The organism is Pseudomonadota bacterium, from assembly GCA_018823285.1.
In the GTDB taxonomy this organism is placed as follows: Bacteria; Desulfobacterota; Desulfobulbia; order Desulfobulbales; family JAGXFP01; genus JAHJIQ01.
On the sequence record JAHJIQ010000010.1, the window covers coordinates 38,185 to 63,401 of the forward strand.

At 46.0% G+C, this 25,217-nt stretch carries 11 protein-coding genes; 10 read left to right on the plus strand and 1 reads right to left on the minus strand.

Going from position 1 to position 25,217, the window contains the following annotated elements; translation table 11 throughout:
• Window positions 1–8 precede the first annotated feature (8 nt).
• The 6 genes from KKG35_03030 to KKG35_03055 all read left to right on the plus strand — a co-directional run bounded on the left by KKG35_03030 (window position 9) and on the right by KKG35_03055 (window position 13,202).
• Entirely contained in the window at window positions 9–6,398 is a 6,390-nt protein-coding gene (locus KKG35_03030; GenBank protein MBU1737088.1) for a DEAD/DEAH box helicase, read from the plus strand.
• Window positions 6,399–8,540: a UvrD-helicase domain-containing protein gene (locus tag KKG35_03035; GenBank protein MBU1737089.1), complete on the plus strand. Its 2,142-nt coding sequence runs from the start codon at window positions 6,399–6,401 to the stop codon at window positions 8,538–8,540.
• 90 nt (window positions 8,541–8,630) lie between these two features.
• Entirely contained in the window at window positions 8,631–9,116 is a 486-nt protein-coding gene (locus KKG35_03040) for a hypothetical protein (protein MBU1737090.1), read from the plus strand.
• Window positions 9,117–9,469: 353 nt separating this feature from the next.
• The gene (locus KKG35_03045; protein ID MBU1737091.1) at window positions 9,470–10,717 is read left to right on the plus strand and encodes a DUF4297 domain-containing protein; all 1,248 of its coding nucleotides are present in this window, start codon (window positions 9,470–9,472) and stop codon (window positions 10,715–10,717) included.
• Window positions 10,717–11,265, plus strand: coding sequence for a hypothetical protein (locus KKG35_03050; protein MBU1737092.1), 549 nt, complete (start codon window positions 10,717–10,719; stop codon window positions 11,263–11,265). The genes KKG35_03045 and KKG35_03050 overlap by 1 nt, the downstream gene beginning before the upstream one ends.
• A 329-nt stretch (window positions 11,266–11,594) precedes the next feature.
• Window positions 11,595–13,202, plus strand: coding sequence for a hypothetical protein (locus KKG35_03055; protein ID MBU1737093.1), 1,608 nt, complete (start codon window positions 11,595–11,597; stop codon window positions 13,200–13,202).
• A gap of 170 nt (window positions 13,203–13,372) precedes the next feature.
• Here KKG35_03055 and KKG35_03060 read toward each other — a convergent pair whose 3' ends face one another.
• Complete coding sequence (locus tag KKG35_03060; protein ID MBU1737094.1) at window positions 13,373–13,927, minus strand: hypothetical protein; 555 nt, start codon at window positions 13,925–13,927, stop codon at window positions 13,373–13,375.
• Window positions 13,928–14,234: 307 nt separating this feature from the next.
• Between KKG35_03060 and KKG35_03065 the strand changes: the two genes are divergently transcribed.
• Genes KKG35_03065 through KKG35_03080 form a run of 4 tightly spaced genes read left to right on the plus strand, consistent with a single transcriptional unit; the run spans window position 14,235 to window position 25,216 of the window.
• On the plus strand, window positions 14,235–19,751 hold the full coding sequence (locus KKG35_03065) for an AAA family ATPase (protein MBU1737095.1): 5,517 nt from the start codon (window positions 14,235–14,237) through the stop codon (window positions 19,749–19,751).
• Window positions 19,748–22,210 (plus strand): hypothetical protein, encoded by a 2,463-nt coding sequence (locus KKG35_03070; protein ID MBU1737096.1) that lies wholly within the window; start codon window positions 19,748–19,750, stop codon window positions 22,208–22,210. The genes KKG35_03065 and KKG35_03070 overlap by 4 nt, the downstream gene beginning before the upstream one ends.
• Window positions 22,207–23,355, plus strand: coding sequence for a hypothetical protein (locus KKG35_03075; protein ID MBU1737097.1), 1,149 nt, complete (start codon window positions 22,207–22,209; stop codon window positions 23,353–23,355). The genes KKG35_03070 and KKG35_03075 overlap by 4 nt, the downstream gene beginning before the upstream one ends.
• The gene (locus KKG35_03080; GenBank protein ID MBU1737098.1) at window positions 23,348–25,216 is read left to right on the plus strand and encodes an AAA family ATPase; all 1,869 of its coding nucleotides are present in this window, start codon (window positions 23,348–23,350) and stop codon (window positions 25,214–25,216) included. The genes KKG35_03075 and KKG35_03080 overlap by 8 nt, the downstream gene beginning before the upstream one ends.
• Window position 25,217: the final 1 nt, after the last annotated feature.

The window sequence follows — 25,217 nt, forward strand, 5'->3', positions numbered from 1 at the left end:
AATAAATAATGATTCCCTCCGTCCTCTCGCAACATGTTGAACAAGGCATCAAGGATTTTCTGCGTACCACTTTCCCTGTTACCACTCCATTCTTCTCGACAATAATTGAACGGCTCTTAACCGAACATGGCAGTGTCTTCAAGGGGCCATATCTCGATATCCAGTTACCCTTTCAGCAGGGCAAGGGAGGGACCAATTATTTCCCAGACTTGCCAATGCAGAATCCTCCATATCTCCATCAGGAGCGGTCTTTTGATAGACTGTCCGGGCCAAATCCGCAGGCAACAATAGTCGCAACCGGAACCGGTTCTGGAAAGACCGAGTGTTTTCTCTATCCCATCCTTGATTATTGTTACAAGCACCGGGGGGAACCCGGTATCAAGGCGATTCTCATCTACCCCATGAATGCACTGGCCACAGATCAGGCAGGAAGACTCGCCAAGCTTATCCATAACAGTAAATTGAAGGGCCATGTTTCTGCGGGAATATATGTGGGACAGAGTGAAAAAGAACCGGCCATGCTTATGACTGAAGATCGGCTGATTTCTGATAAAAGCACCTTGAGGTTATCACCACCTGATATTTTGCTGACCAACTACAAGATGCTGGACTACCTCCTCATCCGCCCTGAGGATCGTCAGTTATGGCTGCAAAACAGTTCGGAAACTTTGCGGTTTCTTGTCGTTGATGAACTGCATACCTTTGATGGCGCACAAGGCTCTGATCTTGGTTGTTTGATCCGCAGGCTGAAAGCCAGACTGGCGATTGAACCGGAATATCTCTGTGGTGTAGGGACATCAGCCACCCTTGGTAGTGATGAAGAACAGAAAGAATTGCTTGAGTATGCATCCTCTGTGTTTGGAGAGACTTTTGGTCCGAGTGCGATTATCTCCGAAACCCGCTTGAGTGCCGGAGAGTTTTTAGGAGACAGTCTTGTTTCCCAAGTGGATATTGTTCCTCCTGAAAGAGCACTTGAGCTCGATCCCGGACAATACAACAGATATGAAGAATACATTAAGGCACAACATCGACTCTGGTTTGATGAAGACATTGAAGGGGCATTCGATGAATCAGGATGGCGTTTTGACATCGGTGCTAAACTGAAAGAACATCTCTTTTTCCAGAACCTGCTTAAAGTTCTCGGGGGAACGATTTACGGCTTTGACAATATTCTTGTCAAACTGGAGAAGGTGACCAGGAGTCTGAAAAACACAGATAGCCATTACAAGGTGAGCATGCTGAACAGCCTGTTGTCCCTGGTGTCTGAAGCCAGGGTAGAGGTTGTTTCAAAGAATGATGACGGTAGCGAGAAGTCAGTAGTCCGACCTTTCCTTAATGTCCGGGTTCAGCTGTGGATGCGTGAGTTGCGGAGAATGGTGGCCAGTGTCGCTAATGATCCTGTTTTACGCTTTGCTGACGATCTGAACGAAGAGCAGCTCAAAAACCATCTTCCTTTGGTTCATTGCCGGGATTGTGGCACCATGGGCTGGTCTGGCCTGAAGCGGATGACGAGTTCAGAGATCAGGGGAGATCTGCAGGACTATTACCATGGCTTTTTCAGCCATGACCCCCAGATTGTTTATCTCTTTCCGGACGATAACCAGCCTAAGGTCCAGTTAGATAATCTGCGGGGGGAAGGAGCAGATCCGTTCAGGAAGGTTGGGATGCGCTATCTGTGTACTCGGTGCCTTAATGTGACGGCTCAGGAGAATCCGATACATTGCCCGGCTTGCGAGCATGATGAGCTGATCCTGGTTCATATGCCCGATGTGAGGATACAAAGGGGTAACCGTCAGGTGAGTCATAATGACTGCCCCTATTGTAGTGCCCCGAACAGTCTTACTCTGGTCGGTTCTCGGGCTGCGAGCCTGACATCGGTCATGATCGTCCAGCTTTACTCTTCCCCGTACAACGACGACAAGAAGCTCCTCACCTTCTCGGATAATGTTCAGGATGCAGCTCACCGGGCAGGATTTTTTAACGGAAGAACGTATAGGTTTAATTTCAGGACCGCTCTCCAGAAGGTCATATTGGAAACCGGCGATGGCAAGACCCTGGCGGAACTTCCTGGCGTCTTTACTGATTACTGGACCCGAAAGGTCGATCAGAACCGCTACATTGCCACCTTCCTGGCCCCCAACATGGAGTGGTTGAGTGACTACGAACAGCTGAAGGCGCAAGGATCTCTGCAAAAGGACTCTTCCCTCCTGCAGAATGTCAACAATCGGATCGGTTGGGAAATTATCAGTGAGTACGGCTTCCAGACAAGAATTGGGCGAACCCTGGAGAAAACAGGTTCTTCGGTTGTTTACCTTGATCATGGCAAGTTGCGAACGGCAACCGAACTGATGCTTGAACCCATTCGTAATGAGATCGGCACATTCAGAGAGCTTGAAGAGGAGCAACTCATAAAGTTTCTGCTTGGCTTTATGGTCCACCTGAAGAACCAGGGTGGCATATACCAATCGCATTTATCATCTTTCATTGAATCTCTTGGGATCTCTTTTCTGTTAAACAGAAAAATATGGATGCCAAATTTTGGCCAGTATTCACGCACGCCGTCCTTTCTTACTACCAAAAAGGGCAGCCGCTTCGATCAGCTTTACAGTGCTTCGCCGACACATCGGACTTGGTATCAGGCTTGGGCAGAAAAATGCTTCTTTGCCCTTTCGCCGTTTGTGCTTGCATCATCAAACGAACTTTATGAGCAGGTTCTGAAGGTGCTTATTGCCACGGGAATCCTTGAAGAAAAGGATGCAAAAGGGGAAAGGGTCTGGGGGATTAATCCTGAAGCCTTGCGGATATCAGCCAGGGTCAAGCAGCTACGATGTAGAGACTGTGGCCACAATATTTCTGTAGCGGAAGAAGAGAGCGAGTTTTTTCAAGAGGCCCGGTGTCAGCGCTTCCATTGTTACGGCAAATATGAACCCCATGAGACTGGGCCAGACTATTACGGCAAGCTATATGCGACCGGTGACGTTGAAAGGATTTTTGCCAGGGAACACACAGGGCTTCTCAAGAGAGATGAAAGGGAGAACCTTGAGCAGGAGTTTAAGGCTTCTGATGATAATCGGCAACCATGGTATCCGAATTTATTGTCCTGTACTCCGACTTTGGAAATGGGGATAGATATCGGCAATCTTTCTTCTCTGGTTCTTTGCTCCGTACCGCCTGGGCAGGCAAATTATCTGCAGCGGATTGGCAGAGCAGGACGTCGAGATGGTAATGCACTTAGTTTGACTGTTGCCAATGCACGACCCCATGATCTGTATTTTTTTGCTGAGCCTGAAGTGATGATGGCCGGACATATCGAGACCCCTGGAATCTTTTTGAACGCCTCGGCGGTTTTGGAAAGACAGTTCACGGCCTATTGTTTTGATCGCTGGATTGCCGGAGATCCTAAGGCTGAGATACCCAAGAAGCTTGGACAGGTAATGAACAATCTGGAACCTGTTGACCCACATAAATTCCCCCACAATTTTATTTATTATATTGAAACCAAACAGGCTGATCTTCTTGACCGATTTATAGAACTATTCAATCACGGCGGGTCGGCATTGAGTTCTGAGTCTGAGAGCAATTTACGAATCTTTGTTGAGGGTGGAAGCGGAGAGTTGTTTCTGCGCGGACGGATAATGAACGGGCTTCATAACCGCAAGCAGGAAAGGGATTCTCTTCGGAGAAAGGTCCAGACGCTCAACTCGAAGATCAGAACCAAGAAGAAAGGTCCAAAAGATCAGAATTTTGAAAATGAACTCAGAGAGTTGAGCATTGAAAAATCGGCCTTGCAGTCGCTATCGAATAGTTTTAGCGAGCGCGATACTTTTAACTTTTTCACCGATGAAGGGTTGCTCCCAAACTATGCTTTTCCAGAAGCCGGGGTCGTGTTGAACTCCCTTATATACCGGAAAAAGGTCCAGGTTCAGGAGGGAGAGGGGAGTTATGATACATGGAGCTATGAATACGAAAGACCGGCAAGGAGCGCTATTGAAGAATTGGCTCCTGCCAACACCTTTTATGCCGAGGGACGGAAGGTAAAGGTTGATCAGGTTGATATGGCGGTATCCGAGGTGGAGACCTGGCGATTCTGCAATAATTGCACACACAAGGAGCTTATCGGCAAAGAAGATGAGAAAGAAGTCTGTCCAAAGTGCGGCAGTGCAATGTGGGGAGATGGTGGTCAGAAACGGATGATGCTCAGGATGCGCCAGGTGTTTGCATCTACCTCTGATCGACAGAGCCGGATCAGCGATGATTCTGACGATCGTGATCCTGTTTTTTACAATAAACAGATGTTGCTTGAATTTGACGAAAAACAGGTTGTAGAGGCGTTTAAGTTGGATGCCGATTTTCCTTTCGGATTTGATTTTCTGTCTAAAGTTGATTTTTGCGAGATCAATTTTGGAGAAAAAACCGAGATTGCAGAGAAGATATCCATTGCTGGAATCGAGATGCCGAGAAAGGGCTTCGATATCTGTCGTGTATGCGGCAAAGTCCAGGAAGGCAATGACGACCCTGTTCATGCTTATACCTGTACAGCCAGGGACCAGGAAAGTGGCAAGAATCTCATCGATTGTCTTTATCTCTACCGGCAGTTTGTCTCTGAAGCGATACGGATACTTTTGCCGGTAAACATTATCTCCGAGTCGGAGCGGATGCTCCATTCTTTCGTTGCGGCAATTCAGCTGGGATTAAAAAAGAGTTTTCGCGGCAAAATAGATCATCTGCAGACTACAATCCATGAAGAACCTCTGCCGGATTCTTCGTTCAAGCGCAAGTATCTGATTCTTTATGACACTGTCCCGGGTGGAACCGGTTATCTCAAGCAGTTGATGCGCTCAGAACATCAATTGATGGATGTCTTGGAACTTGCCCTTGAATCGTTGAGAGGGTGCAGTTGTAACCAGGAAGAAGGCAAGGACGGCTGCTACCGTTGCCTGTTTGCTTACCGGAGCAGCTATCATATGCCTGAGACCTCAAGAGATACGGCCATTGAAATGTTGGCTGAGATATTGGGGCACAGGGATAGACTGGTTAAGACGAACAGTATTCGGGACATATCCCTTAATACATTTATCGAAAGTGAGCTTGAAGCGAGATTCCTGGGGGCGCTGAAGCTCTTCAGATCGGCTTCTTTGCCGGTTGAGCTGAAGAATGATCTGGTTAATGGCAAACCCGGATATTTCCTCAAGGTAAGTGACAGGTCATACTACATAGAGCCCCAGGTGGAACTGGCTGAACTTGCAGGGGTGAGTATTGGGTCCAGGGCTGATTTTGTGATCAGACCGGCTCGACTTAATGATCCTATGAAGCCGGTGGCCTTGTTCCTGGACGGTTATACTTATCATCAGGATCGGATAGGTCTGGATATGGCGCAACGGATGGCAATAGTCCAGAGTGGCAAATGTCATGTCTGGTCATTGTCCTGGCATGATGTTGAAAACAAATTCAAGTCTAAGAGCAATTTCTATGATGATTTCATGGATACTGGAAGTTTGCCGGGAGGGGGTAAGTTCCAAAGCTTGATTGATGGATACAAACTAACCGGAGTAAAGAAACTGATCAAGATGAACAGTTTTGATCTCTTGATCAAGTTTCTGGAGTCACCCGATGAGGAAAAATGGCAGAAATTGATGTTCGTTTTTTCTCTCCTTCATCTGGATCACAACCGATTCGCCAGTGATGAGTCCGTTGGTGGTCTACTGAAGGATTTAGATGAAATACTCCCCGAAGATATTGCCGAGAAGGTCAAAAAAGCAGATGGCCCTTGTTTGTATGGGGCATTTCAACCATCTAATTATGATGGTTATCAGGGTATGAAACAATATGTTGTTGTTGAGAGGGCAGCGGTCGCTCCTCCTGGAATGCTCTCTGGAGTTAAAGTGGGGTGTTGTCTTGAAGATGGTGAAAAAAATAAAGCCAAACCAGGGTTCCAAGCAGCATGGAACGGTTTTCTGAGACTATTCAATTTTTATCAGTTTCTGCCATGTTCCTATTTTGTGACTACATCCGGGGTTAAGAGTAAGGTTTATGAAGGGTTAAAGCTGTACGAAGAAGGCACTCCTGTAGTTGTGCCGGCATCGAGCGGTCCTGGAGAAGAAGTGTGGAATGAGGTTAAGGAGCTAACAGATGAAACGTTACATGGTTTGATTAGTTACTTGAAGGAAAATGGCTGGCCTGTGCCAGAGGCAGGATATGAGCTAGTTGGGTCTGGCGGAGTAATTACAGCCACCGCAGAAATAGCTTGGGAAGATCTCAAGTTGGTTTTACTTGCCGATGATGAGCTTGAATATGGAGAACAATTTGCCTTGGTTGGCTGGAAAACTTTGTCATTAGATGAAGTAAAGAATGATCCAGAGAACTATATGGTTTTGAAAGATTTTCAGGGGGAACAGTAAATGGTGCCTATCGAGAACCCAATTGTGGCGATCTCTTCTGAATTAATGGCGGCCTTTGCCGCAATCCCAAAAAAGAAGCAAGGTAAAGTGCTCGATTTTATTACAAAATTTCGGGAGAACCCAACTTCGGCCAGTATAAATTATGAGAAAATAATTCAATTCAAGGACCCAACATTACGATCGGTGCGGATCGATCAGGAATATCGGGGAATAGTGAAAAAACCTGATACCGGAAACGTCTATATGCTTCTGTGGGTGGATCATCATGACAAAGCATATAGTTGGGCGAAGAATAAACGGTGTAAAATAAACCCCGAGACAGGAAGCCTGCAGGTTTATGATGTCGATGACACTGTCCAGGAAATCAGTGAACAGAAAGAGACAGTTCAAAGTAATGATGGGAAGATATCTTTATTCGCCTCAATTCATGACAGGCATCTGTTGAAGCTCGGAGTTCCGGAAGAATTGTTGCCCCTTGTCCGAAACATTAATTCCGATCAGGAGTTGGAAGAAAAGTGCAAGAATCTACCTGAAGAGGCGTGCGAGGCGCTTTTTGCCCTGGCAGCCGGATACACTTTGGATGAGGTTTTCAGAGAGTTCGAGAGAAGCCCAGACGTTGATGAAAAAGCAGATACAGAAGATTTTGAAAAGGCACTACACAACCCAGATACCAAACGCCGCTTCGTAGTTGTAGATGATGATATTGCCTTGCAGGAGATTCTTGAAGCTCCCCTTGAGAAGTGGAGAGTTTTTCTCCATCCATCTCAACGCAGTCTTGTCGAAAGGGATTGGAATGGACCAGTGCGAGTTTTAGGTGGCGCAGGAACCGGGAAAACCGTTGTGGCAATCCATAGGGCAAAGTGGCTTGCAGAAACAACCTATAACGCCAAAAACGATAAGATACTCTTCACTACTTTCACTCGAAATCTCGCCGCCGATATCAAGGAGAACCTGGGGAAGATTTGTACTGATGAACCGATGCGTCGGATTGAGGTTATTAACTTGGATAGGTGGGTTTCAAACTTCCTGAAAAAGAACGATTACAACTATGATCTGGATTATGGGAAAAGAACAATAGCGTTTTGGAAAAAAGCGCTGGATTTGGTTCCTGCAGAGCTAGGGCTGGACGATACTTTTTATCGGGAAGAATGGGAGAGAGTCATTCAGGCCCAATCTATTACTTCTTTTGCTGAGTATTTAAAAGCTTCCAGAATAGGCAGAGGGGTACGTTTAAGCAGAAAAAATAGAAAAGATATCTGGCCGGTTTTTGAAGAATACCGCGTGCTCCTCAATGAGAACAACCTCCGGGAAGTGGACGATGCCATGCGTGATGCCTGTGTCCTGATTCAAAAGAAGGGAGCGGTTCTCCCTTATAAGGCAGTAATTGTTGATGAAGCACAGGATATGAGTGTTCAGGCTTTCAACTTGATCAGACAAATTGCAGGGACAGAGCATAAAAATGATTTGTTTATAGTTGGAGACGCTCATCAGAGAATATATCGCCACAAGGTTGTTCTTGGTCAGTGCGGCATCAACATTCGGGGACGTGGGAAAAGGTTGCGCATCAACTATCGTACGACAGAAGAGAACAGACACTGGGCAGTAAACTTGTTGGAAGGTTTGAGTTTTGATGACCTGGATGGTGGGGTTGATGATCAGATGGGCTACAAGTCCCTGATGCATGGTGTATTACCCAAGGTTGAAAACTTCACTTCATTTCAGGTAGAGGTCGAGTTCATTGTAAAATATCTTGACCAGGTTCAAAATGAAGGCGGTGAGCTAAATCAAATATGTTTGGTTGCCAGGACAAATGAACTGTTAAGGCAGTATCAAGGCGCCCTCAAGGCAATGGGAAAAGAGACCTGTTTTATCAAACCAAATGAGGTTGAAGATAGAAGAATAGGTGGAATACGAATTGCGACGATGCACCGGGTGAAAGGCCTTGAGTTTGACCGGGTCATTATTGCCGGAGTAAATGCTGGAGTGGTTCCACTGGAAGTACAGTGGGCCCAAACTGATGATACGTCAATTCAAAGAGAGCAAGAAACCCAGGAAAGAGCCCTCCTTTATGTTGCAGCAACTCGAGCAAAGAAGGAAGTGCTGGTTACTAGTTTTGGAGAGACGAGTGAGTTTTTGGGGTGAAAACAATACATAAGGAATTGTTGGCACTTAACTATCTTGATCCAGATAAAATGCCGGAAGCGGAAGTCAGTTTACGCCTGGCGATCTACTTTGCCGAACACTCTGACACTTCTGGTCATATCAGTGTTTGCTATTGACGGAGCCCAGGTAAAGGTTAAGGAAAAGATCATATTCCCACTGTTAGACTTTATGTGTGATTGCGGTTGGGAGAAGTCCTCAGGACCTGACTGGAAAGGAAAATACACGAAACAGGGCTGCGCAGATATTGAAGTACACTCAACGTCAGGTAAGGGTGATATTGTCGCTAAGTTAAAAGATAAGACCTACAGGGTTGAAGCCAAGAAAGGCCCTCTTGAGCGCAGTAAAAGTTCGCAGGAATACCCCCTGATGCGAGAAGCGATCGGGCAGTTAATGACCGTTGAAGAGGTTCCAGATAATGATATCCTGGGAATCGCCGTCCCAGATTCCCCGAAGTTCAGACAACTCGCCGAGAAATGGCGTGAAGCACCATTGATTAAGAAGTATGGAATTAAGATTTTCCTGGTGGACAGACGAAACCAGATTGATGGTATTTAAAAATTGACCGAGGTAGACAAGTTTGAGTGTTAGTAAGTTACTAATAAATATCGAAGATCATATGTTGCATGTTCCCAGACAGTTACCTCTTTTTAGCCATATTTTCACTCTGATAAAAGTATCAATTTGTTGAGGTTAAATTTAAAACTTAATGAAATAGAAAACTTCTTATATGCCATGGTGATTTAGCACAAAATGCTAGGTCAAAGTCAATTTGAAGGTTAGGATGTTTGGGAGAATTGTGTCTTAGAGAAAAGGCATGATAATTTGGTTGTTTCAGTACTTAGAAGAAGCAAGCTGGTATTGAAGCTCATTTGATTAAGGTCTTGTGTAGAATTATAAATGGGGTGATCATGCCTGAGCATAATGGACCTGCAGCACCGGATGTGGTTGCCGCAGACGGTGATCCTGGAGATGAAACAGCACGTCGTTATCGATTTCAATCGATTTATGCTGCCATAGTTTGCTGTATGATGCTAGACACTACCGAGGATGTCGTAGAAGTTTTCTGTGAACACCACGAGGATGTCCTTGTTAAGCATGGTGATGGAACGTTTTCAGGCTTGCAAGTAAAGACTAGAGCTTCAGATCAGGCTGTATGGAAGACCAGTGATAAGGCTGTGAAAGGATCATGTGCTCGATTTGCAAAGCTCGAAAAAGATTTCCCTGGTTGTTTCAGATCATATCATTTCTTTACTAACCATCCATTGCACTCTGCCAAGAATGGGCAGGACCTCCGTTACGTCCTTGAATTGATCAAAAGGACGTCCATAGTTAGTGACGTCCCACCTTTGGCCCAGAGTTTTCTGAAGCAAGTTGCCAAGTTAGCCGATTGTACTCTAGAGGTGGTATTTAACTCTCTATCAAAAACTTATGCTAACGACAGTTTACCAAAGTTAGCTGACGCGGAGGTTCGGCTTGTTTACACTCTTACGAGTGTTTGGGAGCGTGCAGGAGAGTGTTCCTATCACTCAGTTCTCCGCTCAGCGAGGCAGCTCATATGGGAGTGCCAACAGGCGTCATCTCTTGCCCACCAAGATGTTTTGCCTGCATACCTTCCAGTAACCGCTCATTTTGAAGATGAGGAGCTTGTCCAACGCATTGCAGGAAAATGTGTTGATCGATCTCGTGTTCTTGAAATCCTAGAAAACGGATTAAATGCTATGGCTACTTTAGCAGTTGACCCTGCAGAATTTACCGAGCCTGGTGCTGGTAAGAGGGAGCTCCTGCTCAAAAAGCTTGATGCTGGAGGTTTTTCCGCCGTTTCATGTAACTCAGCAGAGGACCTTCGTGATAAAGCTGATTTCTTGGGCATCGTTTGGACAAAAAAATATGGTCGAGAACCCGGACTCCAGCGGAATGAACATGTCCGGTCTCTTGTTCTCAGCGATGCTGCAAGGGTTTTTGAGGCTACTCATACTGAAGAACGTTCGTTTGGTCTTGATATGCTCTCCACACTACGTACTCGATTTCAACAACGACGTGATGAGGGTAGCCAGCTTTATGAATGCAGCAATGAACATCTTGAGGGATTTGCGTTTTCATTGACTTCTCAATGTAAAATTCAGTGGAGTATTAACCGGCCATGGGAGACAGAGTAATGGATATTGTAAAAATGGTAGCTGATCTCGATCAATCGCCGGACTTACATATGGCAAGAATTCTTATTCTCCTAGATGCATTTGCAGAGGATGATCAGTGCGGTGCTATTGAGGGGTTGACTAAACTTGCTAAACTGGACTTCCTGCTACGCTATCCTGTCATGCTTGAGCGAGCTCTTGAAGCTAAAGGATGTTCTACCCGAGACATCCATTTAGATGATCATGAGCGTCACAGTGTGGAGTCAAAGATGGTTAGATATCGCTTTGGTCCTTGGGATCACCGGTATCGGGAGCTTCTCAATATTCTCATCGCTAAGGGCCTTACAAACATCAGTATCGAAGGACGCACGTTTGTAATTGTTAGCACAGAGATGGGGAGAAATAAAGCTCAACAATTGGCTGAGGAAGAAATGTTCAAGCCTTATGCAAGACGAGCAAAGCTGCTAAAGAGGAGATTCGATTTAACCGCAACTAATCTAATGCGGTTTATATATGAAACATTTCCAGAAATTATTTCTTTGAAATCCAACTCGCCCATACCGACATGAAGATATTACTCCGACATCTAATTGTTCGTACTCGGAAATCTACCGAGCACATAGACTTCTCTGAGGTTGTTACATTTTTATATGGTCCAATCGGCAAGGGCAAGTCAACAGTAGCCCGTTTAGTGGATTACTGCCTTGGAGGGAATCTTGAACGCACTCCTGCGATACAACAGGAGTTTGTTGCGGCTGAGTTGTCACTCGTTTTAGGGGGCTACGATTGTACGATTGAGAGATCTTCGGAGGACACCCAAAGTGTAAGGGTTAATTGGGTTGGGCCGAGTGATGAAAATGGGTCAGTAAATGCTCCCTTAAGTGCCCAAGAGGAGCCTTTGATTGATGCAGAAGTGTATAGTCTTAGTGACTTGATTTTCCATTTGTGTGGAGTTACTCCAATCAAAGTTCGGAAGAGAAGTCGTGACCCAAATTCACCTCTAATCCGTCTAAGTATTCGTGATATATTAAGGTATTGCTATCTAGACCAGACACATTTAGATTCGTCGTTTTTTCGTCTTGAGGACCCTTTTCGCGGGCGTAAAAGTCAAGATGCCATGCGATTTTTCACCGGGTTGTATTCCGATCGTCTAAACCAACTCGAAATTGATTTGATGCGGATTAGGGATGAGCAGCGAACCAAACGTGAAGCAGTGCAGCAAATCCGTTCGTTTATGGCTCGGTTCAATCTTGGGTCTGAAGATGATATGTTTGCTCAACTCCAGAACACCCGACAGGAACTTGAGGAAGCCACGAAAATCCGAAACACACTTGAAAGTACTCGATCTGTACAAACTCACCCGACAGATACTCTTCGGCACAATCTGAGACAGTTGAGTTTAATGATTGAAGATATCGGCCTGGCAATTTCTGAGTTATCAGGAGCAACCAGCGAACAGGAAGCTCTTAGGGCGGAATTGATTACATCAAAGATTAAAGCCGAGAGAGCTGATCACTCTGGAAGAATACTTGGAGGTGTTCAATTTAAACGTTGTCCAGAATGCGGGGTTGATGTTTCTGGTAGGCTAGATAACCAGGAACAATGTGGCCTGTGTGGTAGTGATCCAGATGATGATGACAATGCCACTTCGCCCCTCGAGTTAGAAGCACTTCGACGAGATCTTAATGAACGCATTGATCAGATTGCTGATTCTATTTCGCGTCGGGAGCATGAGTTGAGACGAATGGTAAAACAGCTTGAGCTTGCACAGCAAAAGAAAATGTATCTAGATCGTCAGTTGCAGGAAGAACTTGCTCGATATGACTCTGCGTATGTGGAAAGTATCCGGAATAGCGAGCGAGAAATCGCGACCCTTGTTGAGCGTATAAGATCTCTACAGCAACTTCAACAAATGCCAATTGCAGTTAATTCTTTAGAGGAAGAAGCTGGTGCTTTGCAAGGTAAGATTGACTTGTTAAAGACATCTGTTACCCAAGAGCGTGAGCGTCTAAGTGACGCCGACGATAATATTGCGGCTATAGCTGCAGAGTTTAAACGTGTAATGATTGCGGTCTCTTTCCCAGGAGTAACGGAGGAAGACAGTGTTGTTATAGATCCACGAAATTGGAAGCCATCAGTTGTTCACGGGGGGCAGGAGTGGAGCTTTTGGGATACTGGGAGTGGAGGCAAGAAAACACTCTTCAACGTATGTTATGCTTTAGCGATTCATGCTGTTGCTTTGAGTAAAAATATGCCCGTTCCTGACTTTATTATCATAGATAGTCCAACTAAAAACATTAGTGAGGATGAGAACCCTGAATTGGTGCAAGCGCTCTACGCGGAGATTTATAGGCTAGCAGAAGGGCAAGATGGACGAAGGATTCAGTTTCTGTTGATTGATTCTGAACGAGTTGCGCCTAACGATGATCTGCCGGGCTTCTTGGAACGTCGGATGGCTGGTGAACTAGATGCTCCAAGCTTGATTCCACACTACCATGGACCATGAAATGCAAATAGTTTTCATGAAGGAAATGATTCAAACGGATTCACTATTTCGTATATCAAAATTCATGATCAACATCTCCAATGGATGTTATCATATGTTATGCATTAAAGGAGTGAAGAACCTTCACACTATCTACTGAAATATGTATACCGATAAATAGTCGATGATTGTTAGTTGTGGCCATTGAGAGCCTTGTTGTTGAACTCGCCCAAAACCCCGCGTCGCCTGGTCATCTCCCAGTAATCTTTCAACGACCCCATCAAATATTTTTTTAAAAACATCAAGTCTCTCCAGCTCTCCAGGCCTTCCTGCCGCCGCTCTTTTTCAAGCTCAAGAACATCTGACTTAATCTTGGCTCGTGCCTCATCAATGGCCCTCGTCAAATCAAACGGGTAACAATCCGCAATATTATCCAACTCCATTAACTCAGTGTGCAACCGGCGGACTTCTCCATCAATCTTTCCAAAGTGTGAGTCATTTAGATCTTCACGAAGTTGAATCTCTTCCAATAGTGCATTAACCGAGGCCTTCAAAGTCCTAGCCTTATCAGAAAACATGTCTTCAAGTAATGAGTTTTTCCTATTAGGGTCAGGGCTTGAAGCAATCGCCTCCAAAGACTTCTTCAATTCTTTGTGGGCGAATGGAGTCGCCGTTTTTCTGGGGTTTCCAGGGGAAGTAGCAACTATGTTTGGGTATACTTCTGGGGATAAGTAATGGCCTTCCATTTTATCATTATGGAGTGCTAGAGATTATAAGGGTTGTACAAGAATTGGAAGAAGGCCTTCTTTGATATTAGAACAGAATAATTGTGTGGTGATGTACACAACCCGATTCTTCCGCTTGCCTATCTTTTTCACAGACTTTGACCAACAGTCCGTCGCAAATTTAATATGGAAATAATTATAACAAACACGCATTGTCGGTTAGATTGAGTTCGTTTATTTGAGATGGAAGGGGGAATGTGATTTCAGGAACTGCCCCTGTGCCCTTTGCAACAGAGATACGGTGTTGAATCATGAAACAACCAACCAGATGACATCCAAAGACTTAAACCATAAGGGTGCCAAGCCCTTCGAACAGTCGGCGGTGTTTACCATTACAAGGATCGGCTCGCAAATCGAAGTTTGTGATAACCTCCTTTCACGCTTAAGTGACCTGGAAGAACGAAAGTCCGAACTCGTCTATGGGGAGAGACGTCTTTCCGACAAAGCGCGAGAAATTGATGAACAGCATTTGAGTCAAATTGAAGAAGCGTCCGATGCAGTTTCACTGGCACAGGGCACCCTGTTCAGGGCTGAGGCGGATGCGAAACAGTTACAACTCCTTCGTGAACAACAGCAGCAGCGATTTGAGGGACTGAAGTCGGGTCAGTTGTCCCCGGAAGATATCGACCATGTAAAGATTGCTGTTGAGGAAAAGTCAAAACCGGTAAAGACAGCAATTAGCGATCTTGATAGTCGAATTTTAGAAGCTCAAGGACAAATCGAAAATATTGCTGGAACTATTCAGGCCCAAAAAGCGGAATTGATTAGTTTTCGGGAAGATCTGGAAACTTTCGAAAATGGAGATATCCCTGCACGGTATTTGGAGACGATCGAAGTAGTCAGGAGAAAGTCTGCCGATGACCAAGATAGAGAAATTAAGTTAGCAAGCGACAGGCTGAAAGATCTGACCAATCAGATCGACAAGGCAGGAAATGAAATAAAGATATTGAGTCCAAAAATTGATGAACTGAAAGCAAGTAGCCTTGAACTGGAAAATGTCTCAAAACAGAACCTTTTAAACAAATTCGGGTCATCTGCCTGGAGAGGGTCCTTCTTTACCAACTACGAAAAAGAGATTCAAGAACTAACAAACAAGAAGAACCTTCTGGTGAAACAAAGGTCAAATTCTAAGTCCAAGCTAACGAGAATTAAAAAAAATCATACCTCGATCATTACAGGTCGTCCTCAATTTATAGAAGAAGCTGTTCTCGCCGAACGAACAAACCAACTCAGCATTTGTCAGGATATGGTCGATGCCATCCCTATAACGATCCGCGAAGGCAAGGGGGAATTAGCATCAATTAAAACAGGTTTGAGATCGCTGGAAGATCAGCTTGAAATAAAACGTCAGGAACTCAAGCTAGTTACGGAGCTGGCCGTAGAGACCGCTAAGAATGAACTTGTTGAAATGGTCAAGGCCAGTCTGGATGAGCTAAGCTTAGCGATAGTGGCCGCTGGAAAAAACATCGCCATTGCCAACAACCAAAGGACTGAGGCAAATGAAACCCTTGAGCAACTTCGCACCAGATTGTCGGAAGAAAAATCTAAACAACTGCTGAACATAGCTGAACCCCTTGATGAATTAAACAAGGCGATCCCTATTGATGAAGAACAGCTCATTAATGATGCGAAAGAACATGGTATCGAAGGATCAGTAATAAATATCCGAGAAGCAATTGTTGCGATGCGCTCTGGCTTAGTTTGTGAGCGACAACGGGAACAAGAAAGTCTGACCTTGAGTGAAGATAGTGAAATCGACAACGCAACCAGTGATGAACCTAGTCTCTTGGATGTTAGTCAGGAAAGCGAGTCTTCAACTGAAGAAAAGAGCTCCCAGGTCAATGGCAATATCTATCTGGATTTTGCAAAGAACGAGGATGATAATCAGACCCCCCATGGCAAGACTTATCCGGGGTTGCGCTCACAATTAGAGGGATTACGCCGTGCACATGGCAAAGTACTCTTCCAGGATGCGCCACCCGGGGCAGATCTTCTGTCCATATTTATTGAGACCGTCTTCCCCGAAGGGATCTCACAGTCATATTTCATTTGTAATTTGAGCCTGCGTGCTGATCAGCCTTATCTCCAGATTCGACCCAAAATGATAGGTCCGCGACTAGAGCGGCAGTTGCCACGGGGAATTTCGTTGGCAGTATCTGGGAAGCTTTGGGATAATCAAAGAGATGCGGACAACCCTGTGTTTCTTGTCCAAAAAATCGTTGACTTGTCTCATTCTGCAAAACTTCCGTTCGAACAATCAATTTCAGGCTTCGTGTTCACCCAATCTCAGAGTGTGTACCCGTCTTCTAAACGACAAGAAAACATTTTATCTAATGACTTCGTCGCCCAACTCCCATTGATATCGGTTGTAACAAAAGAGCGACTTCAGGGTTGGCGAGATTATCTGGATTGGAGAGAGAGGCTCGTTAGTTCACGTCTTGTCGGTCTTCGGTACCTTGACATCGAGGTGTTGTCTGACGGTCGTATCCGTTTCTTGACAGTTTGTGAGTCAAAAGAAAACTTCGACCAGGTGCGCCGAACGCTTAGCAGTAATGAGTTGCAAGCCTATGGTCTCAACTACTCACAGGACCCCTGGGAGTTTGAATACGACGACAAGCAACGACCACGCAGGGCCGAATTGGGAGATTTCGCAGGTCAGGATGAGCTAATCAGTCCGGGCGATGTTGATATAGACGGAATGCCTTGGGAGACGCCATATTTTGTATATGTAGACTTTCGGCTTCCCGAAGAATCCCAGAATGAGTTTGATCGTATCATCAACGGCGGAGGAACTGTTGAAGAAGCGGCGCAACGGTATTTGAGCCGTGTAGATTCTTCAGGGTTTCTCGCGCTATCGGTTGTTGGTGATATGATACTGATAAAACGTCAACGAAGTGAATTGCAGCAACTTCAGGAACAATCCGGACACGCCCCCTTTCTCTCCTCTTATCTGTTCGACATCAAGGCTGCGAGTGAGCCGTCGAAACTAAAGGAGATAAACGATAACGATTGGCGTCAGACCAGTCTCAATGATGAACAAAGGCTTGCTGTCAAAAAAATGGTCAGTACTCCTGATCTTGCAATGGTTCAAGGACCACCAGGCACCGGCAAGACGACGATGATCGCAGAGGCCACCTGGCAGTTTATTCGAGACGGCAAGAAGGTTCTTCTCGTTTCACAGGCTAGTTTGGCTGTCAACAATGTACTAGAGAGATTGGCACAGGTCCCTGCCATCCGCGCGATTCGACTGAGTCGAAAGGAGAGAAACAACGAACGTGAGCATCCTTACAACCAAGCGAACGCGATTGGAACATACTATCGAAGTATCGCAGAGGCATGTCAGTGCCGTACTCTTGACGTGTGGTCCAGCGCTGACGAGCGATTGGAGGCGGTATCCAAATGGATCAAATCTGTGGATTTAGTTTCTGGCGACATGGATTCTTTGCGTTCGAAGTCAGACTCCCTGACGAATCAACGTGCAGTTTGCAAGAAAGAGTTGAAACGACTTAAGGAGTCGGATGAGCGTGCCCGAGACATCGATCAGCAAAAACGAGAGGTCATGGCGCTAAGGTCATTCATCGAAGGTGCCGCCTCTTTTGCAGGGACTATTCCCGAGCCATTGCTGCGGGTAATTTACGACCGAATTGTTTTGCCCCTGGATCGTCTTTCCGAAATCGGCATAAGAGCTAATGTCCTGTGGTCTGAGTATGATTATGGCTCACTTTCAGAGCGAACACGATTTGCGGTAGAAGCATTGCTGAACTGGCGTAAAGTAGCCGCATTCAAGTCACAGATAAATGGTGACCGTGATCGACTCCAAGCGACTGAAGGGGATTCTGTGCTCTCTTCTGAATCGGCAATACGTCTGGCGGAATTACAGCGTAAGCTTCAAGACACGCTCAAGGCAATGGAAGAAGATGACAGCAAGGTGTTCGAATATCAGGCTATCCAGAAAGAAATCCGAGAAGTAAAACGTAAAGGTTCTGGACTGGATATGGACATCTATGTTTGCCTGTTTAACGCGCCAGACAATAAATCACTTTCCATCTTGACCAATGCAGGAAGTATGCGAACCCAGGTTGTTGAAACGCTTGATGCAGCATATGCATTACTTATGGAGATAGAGGCTGAGATCGAGGATGGTTGCAGGGAGGTCTGCTCAGAGCTTGGTCGATTCATTGATTCGCTTGCTTCAACCGAGGTCGACAAAGATGAAATGCGGCGATTGGAGGGGCAGCTCCGCCATCTGACGGAACGCCAGAAGGAGTTGTCTTCAGACCTTTTCGCCAAGGAAAAAAGGCTTAGCGATATTCTTTCCGAGCGTTCGGAAAATTTATCTGGTGTGAAACTAGATAATGGTGAACTCCAATCCTTACGTGCGATGGCAGAACGGGATCGAGACTCGTTAGCCGAAAGTCTGAAGCAGAGTCGTTCATTCCGAGATTCTTGGGGAGATGTTCTCCAGCGATGGGTATCCGACCTGACGGATCCTGAAACAGTCAAGTGCGATCAAGATAACTTCCTTCCTACTTACATCAATGCGTGCAACGTGGTTGGTGTGACTTGCACAGAAAGAAGAAACACTCTCGAAGATGCTGGCCATACATGGTTCGACGCGGTTATCGTCGATGAGGTGAGTAAGGCAACTCCGACTGAAATTATTATGCCGTTGATGATGGGCAGGACGGCCATCCTGGTGGGTGACCATCGGCAACTGCCGCCACTTTTCAAGGAGCAAGAAGGGTCCTGGGAAGAAGCAATCGCTGATCAAGAGGAGTCGAACGAAGAAGACCAGAACTCCGACAGCGAATTGACGGCCGAAAACTTCGATCGTTTCAAGAAGATGGTGACGTCGTCCCTTTTCAAGGAGCACTTCGAAAATGCTCCGGATAGCCTTAAGTCGTTCCTCTTTACTCAGTACCGAATGCATCCGCAGATTATGCGGGTCGTGAACCAGTTCTATGAAAACAGACTTATATGTGGGCTGTCGGACCCCGACGGGAAGAACCCAGATTCCGACCCACGAGGACATCGTGTTCATGGCCTCACATTGCAGGGTGAAAAAGACCAACGGTATATCGTACCTGAGCAGCATGTGGCATGGATTGATTCAACTCTCGACCCCCACGGAAAACGTCACTATGAGAGTAGTAAGCTCGGTAGCAGCAAGGTCAACGAACTTGAATGGATCTTAATTGCCAAGTCTCTGTTCGACATTGAAATGGCTTGTCGGGATAAGGGGTTCGGAGCGAATGACAAACCACCCAAGCAGGTAGGGATAGTTACATTTTACAATGGCCAAAAAAACGCCATCAAGAGAGCAGTAAAACGTATTGAAAGTGTTCGCAAAACCCGGTTCTCAGCTATCGATTGGGATGTTAACACCGTGGATAGATATCAAGGGCAAGAGCGGCCTATCATTCTGGTGAGCATGGTAAGGAGCCCGCCTTTTAAGTTGTCTCAAAGGGCAAACACAGCTCAGTTTGAAAGGATTAATGTCGCCTTCTCCCGGGCAGAAGAGTTGCTGGTAGTTGTGGGAGCTAAGGACGTCTTCTGCAAATATCCTGTTTTCCTGCCACATTTAGACAAACCAGGCAAACGCAAGGTTGAGGTCTATCGGTTTATAATAGATGAGATCCAACGAAGTGGTGGCCTTTGGTCCTCCGACTATATTATCTCCTCGCATGAATACGACAGGCTTCTTCCCGCCGGATTCTCGCCGAAAAGATCAAATGGCCGTCCAAATCAAAATAACAATCGTCACCGAGGGAGAATTAGTAAATGAAATTGACTGATATCCGCATCGGTGTACCAATGCTTCGGATAGAAACGCGTGTCTTTCACGCGACTCCTCGCAAACCGACTGCATTTGAGCGAGTCATTCTTGCCGTGGCCGATAGGTTCGGAGTTGACGCCAACTTCAACAATCTCCCTCTAGATCGTCTTTTTATTGATGTCCTCTGCGTAGTTGACCCTACGCCGATAGTGACGCCCACACTCACTGAACTCATTACCCTGGATGTTATACGTTGCTTGAGTGATGTCGAATCACTGAACACTTTGACCTTACGCGACATAGAGATTACTGAGCGTGGACATCGTATGATTGCGGAAGATATGCTGCCAGCCAAGGCGATGCAGAACGATGAGGTGTTCTTTTATGATCCAATCCTTCAACGACTACTTCCTGAATCTCAATCCAAGGCTTATCGTCCAGTTCCTCCCCAGTTGTCAGTTGATGTTACAGTTTTTGAGGATGTATTTCCAGAAGACCAGATTCGCTCGAAGATTCAGGGTGGAGGTTATCGTTGGTTTAGTGCCGCAAGCCAGATTGAAAAGCTTGAATCCCAGGCGGTTCAGATCTATTGGAAAGACACTCCCAGCTCGGTCGAGTTGAAATCTGGGGAATTGGTCATTGATTCCATAGATGAAGGCCTTAGTTCCTATATCAGTTCGCTTGATTGTGAAAAAGCCTATGATCGCTTCATTGCACCGGTATTTGATAATCATGATTTACAATTAGAGCTATTCCCGGAAATTGCTGTCGACAACCTTAATTGGGAAAATTTCCATATCCTGCCGGTTCAGCGTGTGTTGTTCAATTGGCCAGAGAGTGCGCGAGTTGTTATTACCAATTTAAATCATGCTGATCCCTCAACCCCGGATCAAGCGCTGCCACAACAGGCCATCATCATCTACCACGATGACAAAGATGCAGATGATATCCATTTTGAATGGAATGAGAATCGAAACGGCTGCAAGCTGAGAGTAAAGGCACCGGCTCCTGACCCAAGTTTCCTGCGTCTAACGGATCAACATGAAGTCCGTTGCCATCGTATTCAAGCGACGCACGGAGGCATTGAGCGTCAGTTCCTTGTAGCGTATCAAGGTCGGATCAGCAGTGACGATGAATTGATAAGCAATCCTCTTCGGTCTCTTTCAAGTATCTTTAACCAAAAAGTAAGTCAAGAGGATCTCTGTGCTGCTGTACTTTGGGAAGGCGAATCCCTGTATATGGAGAATCTTCTTCGGCGACTAGCGACGTCTAACTCTCTACTGGATGATCTTGTTCCAGCGTTCTATTCAGGGTTAGCCGACACAGAACGAGTTAATGGCACAATCAACCGTAATGCCTGGGATGAAACACTGTTCAATTTACTCTGCGAGTGTATCAATTCTTCTGAGGACTTCGAGTTGTCCGCCAATGAAGGCCTCCTTCATGTCCTGTCGAATTACGGTCCTTATTCCGAAAAGCACCAATCACTTCTACTTCAGACACTTATCCAAAAAGTTCCGCTACCACTCAATCTCGATGAATTGAAAGCAATATGGGCTTCATTTCGCCTTCTATATCCTGGATGGACCTCCAACTTTCCTTCCCGGTTGCTGACTCAGGAGATATTAAAGTCGATACTTGAAAGCTTTCCGAAAAAACTAGACGATGATCTTTTGACAGAAGATAATGGTTTCTTTCGTCTAATCTCATCGTTGCATCAACTCTACGAAAAAATTTCTAAAGTGGTCGGAGGCGAAGGTATTGAAGGGCTTGTCGGTGACGATGATTACGTTGCATTAATCAAGGCCCAGCCACAAGCCGGATTGGCCGACTTGGCTCATTCCTGGGTGACAGAAATGGAGTCTTTGTCTTCAGCGCTAATGGACTACGATTCAATTTTACTTGGGACTCGTTTGGAGTTGATTCATAGCAAAGTTACAGAAATTGGCAGGTGGTCTGCCAAACTTATCGGAGCACTCGCTAAAAATGTTCAATCAGTCTATGTGTTTGATACGTCAGCTCTTATAGCTCAACCGAGCATTGTCGCAAGTGTTTGCCCTAATGAATTGTTTGTTGTTACCAAGCGGGTTATTGATGAACTGGACGACAAGAAACTTGATGAGACTCTTCGCCCGAGTGTGTCCGAGGTTGTGCGTAATCTACGCAGGATAAAGAAAGAGCAGATTCAGTTTTGCGATGGAGAGATGTCGCTTCTCCCTAAGGATTACCGTATGAAAGGTGACAACCTGATTCTGTCGGTCGCAGTCCGCTTTCGCACACATAAGCCAACCTTGATTACTAATGACAACAACCTCTCCCTGAAGGCACAAGCTGAAGGCATTGCGGCAATGACGGCAGGAGAGTTTGAGATGAGAATAAAGCCTAAGACGCAACACAATGATCAGTTGCATCGCGGCCGCCCTCAAAATCCCAAGGGAAATCCCGAGGGGAAAAGGAGTAAAAAATGAGCGAGTCTGTCCACTATCGATGGAATCTTAAAGCACAGATGCGTCGCCAGGCATATCTGGATCGCATTCAGGGTAATGTAGCGAAGTTCCATGACAGGTATAACGCGAAATTTGAAGATTTGGTCAATCAAGGTCTTGAACAATATTTGCCTAGTGACTTTGCCGATTTTCGTACTCAATTGGCTCGACTTGAAAGACTTCTTTCATCCGACCCGGAGAGCGCTCGTGAATTGAGCTTCGAAATAGGCAGCCAACTCAGTCACTTACCTGGATTGGCAAGGGCTGCCAAGCGAGAGTTCGAGTCTCGTGAGATCCAGAGACGTAAAGAGATAGCTGAAATGCGGCGTCATGCCAGTAGCGAACTTGCTCAATTCATTCAAAACATGATTGCCGAGATAAACGACCCTATTGAATTGGATTTTGCCTATGAGCAAGTCAGGGCAGTTCAATCAGATTACCAGGGGCGCATTGTAGATGCAGGTGAGTTGTCAGAGATCAAGGCGAACATTCAATCCCGCTTTGCAGAAATACGTAAAGCATCACAATCAAAGGCTGTAATTTGGAAGAAGGAAAAGTCCAAGGAGAATTCCAGAGAGGCGACGGAGTCTTTGGTGGCTCTCTACACAGAGCATGCGACGGCAGATGCCAGCAATAATCCTAAGGCACTCTGTGCTATGTTGGAAAGTCTGGAATCAGTACGGCGACAAATCAATGGATCATCATCCCTTGAGGACATCAAGAGCAAAATCGCCGAAGCGACGAAGGCCGTCGATACTGCCGTTGCAGATGAAGACTGTCGTCGCATGGTCGTTCGCTCAATTATGGATTCATTGGAGAAATCCGGATTCATGGTTTCGAAACCAAAAAGGAGCGACGGTGATGTTGATGAAGTTGTCATACTCGCTCGCAAGCCTGCAGGGGCTGAGGCTGCTTTCCGAGTTACGGCCGACGGCAGTATGATTTACAAATTCGACCACTATGAAGGAATGCAATGTAAGGACGACATAGACAAGGTTCTTCCTCTTCTAAAGGATATTTACGGGGTCGATTTATCTGAGGAAAGGGTCTTGTGGCAAAACCCTGTTAAGATTTCAAAATCTTCCAAGCCAATGGATGAGGATAAAACGGAGAGTTACCATGGTTAATGATAGTGAGAACAACTGGTTAGTTAACCTGAATCGACAGGCTGGCATCCGTCGGGCGGTCATCCTGCATGGGGATGTTCTGGACGTCTGCTACGACATCGCCAGTTCAACATATCGGCCCATTCTTGATGTTGTGTTGCGCACATTGAAAGATCGTGGATTTCACCATGTGGTTGTGTGGGATCGGTTCTCAGGCGTTGAGAATATCGCTAGCGACGTGTGGAAATCGATGGTTCAAGAAGCTACGTTTGGTTCATCTTCACAGGAAGATGATTCTGATCATGATTATGATGTCGGGCCACGTGACATCCCGACGGATGCAAGCGCTGGTATAATCCCTCAGAATACTGACGATTTTCTGGCTGTCCTTTACCATCACATGTTGCGGCCAAAAAAAGAGCGGGTAGTATTTGTTCTGGACTGGACGCAATACCTTTTTGGTAATGCTAATGCACTATCGGAACAAGAGCGGCAATGGTTGCTTATCATCTCAAAGGCAATTCGCAACGCTCCCGTACCGACCGACGATGTAGAAAGCCTGAAGAGTCCTTCAAATTTGGTCGTTTTGCTGTGTCAAAGGCTGGGCGCTATCCCTCCATCTCTCTACCAGGCGAATCCATCTATTCAAGAAATAGTAGTTCCTTCACCTAGTCGGATAGAGCGGGAACATTTTCTTAAGCGCAGCATCGACAAATGGGCGCTCCGCGCAATGCCAAACCCTGGTGAGTTGGCATTCAGCGATTTTGTTGATGCCTTGGAGGGTATGTCTCTACGCGATCTTCAACAACTTGTACGTCTTTCTCGACAGGTTCCTGGTGACCCACTCACGTTTGATCGTCTTATTAACCTGTACCGCTATGGTGAGCAAAAAAGTCCTTGGGAGGATCTTAGTAGATCAAAGTTGGCGACAATCCGCGACACTCTCAAGAAACGGGTCAAAGGGCAGGATGAATCTGTCGACAAGGTGTCTAGAGCCATTATCAGGGCGTTTACGGGCCTCTCCGGACTTCAGCACTCCAAGAAACAGAGAATGCCGAAGGGGACATTGTTTTTTGTGGGGCCCACCGGAGTAGGTAAGACGGAATTAGCCAAGTCACTTGCACAGTTCTTGTTTGGTGACGAGGACGCATGTATCCGTTTTGATATGTCCGAGTTCAACCACGAACACAGCGATCAACGTCTCGTTGGAGCGCCTCCTGGTTATGTTGGTTACGAGGAAGGCGGCCAACTCACCAATGCAGTCATAAAGCGGCCATTTTCGGTTTTGCTGTTTGACGAAATTGAGAAGGCTCATGTCCGGATTCTCGATAAGTTTCTCCAAATCCTTGAAGATGGAAGGTTGACTGATGGGAAGGGCGAGACTGTTCATTTCTCGGAAACCGTCATTATCTTCACATCAAATATCGGTGCGTCTGAGGTCGAGCTTCAGGATGATCAAGAAGCTGTGCGTCAGCAGTTTATGGAGAAGGTCAAGGAGCACTTTGTCAAAGTAGCTAAGCGTCCAGAACTGCTGAGTCGACTGGGTGACAATATCGTCCCGTTTAATTTCATTATCGGAGACGATTTTCTTGTCTCTATCGCTCGGGCGAAATTACAGCCTCTGCGGGATCGGCTAAAAGAGAAATATCGCATTACTGACCTAGCTTTTGACGATGAAGATAAGGCCCTCTTGGCACTCTCAAACAGTGTGGACCGCCAAAAGGGCGGGCGTGGCGTATTAATCGAGATTGTGAAAAGGATAATTGACCCACTGGCCGATTTTTTGTTTATGGAGGAGGATGATCCGACACACTATGCAGGACGCAGCATTGTTGTTCATCAGGCAGGTGCCGAGGCTACCTTTGTTTTTGAGGTGAGGTAGT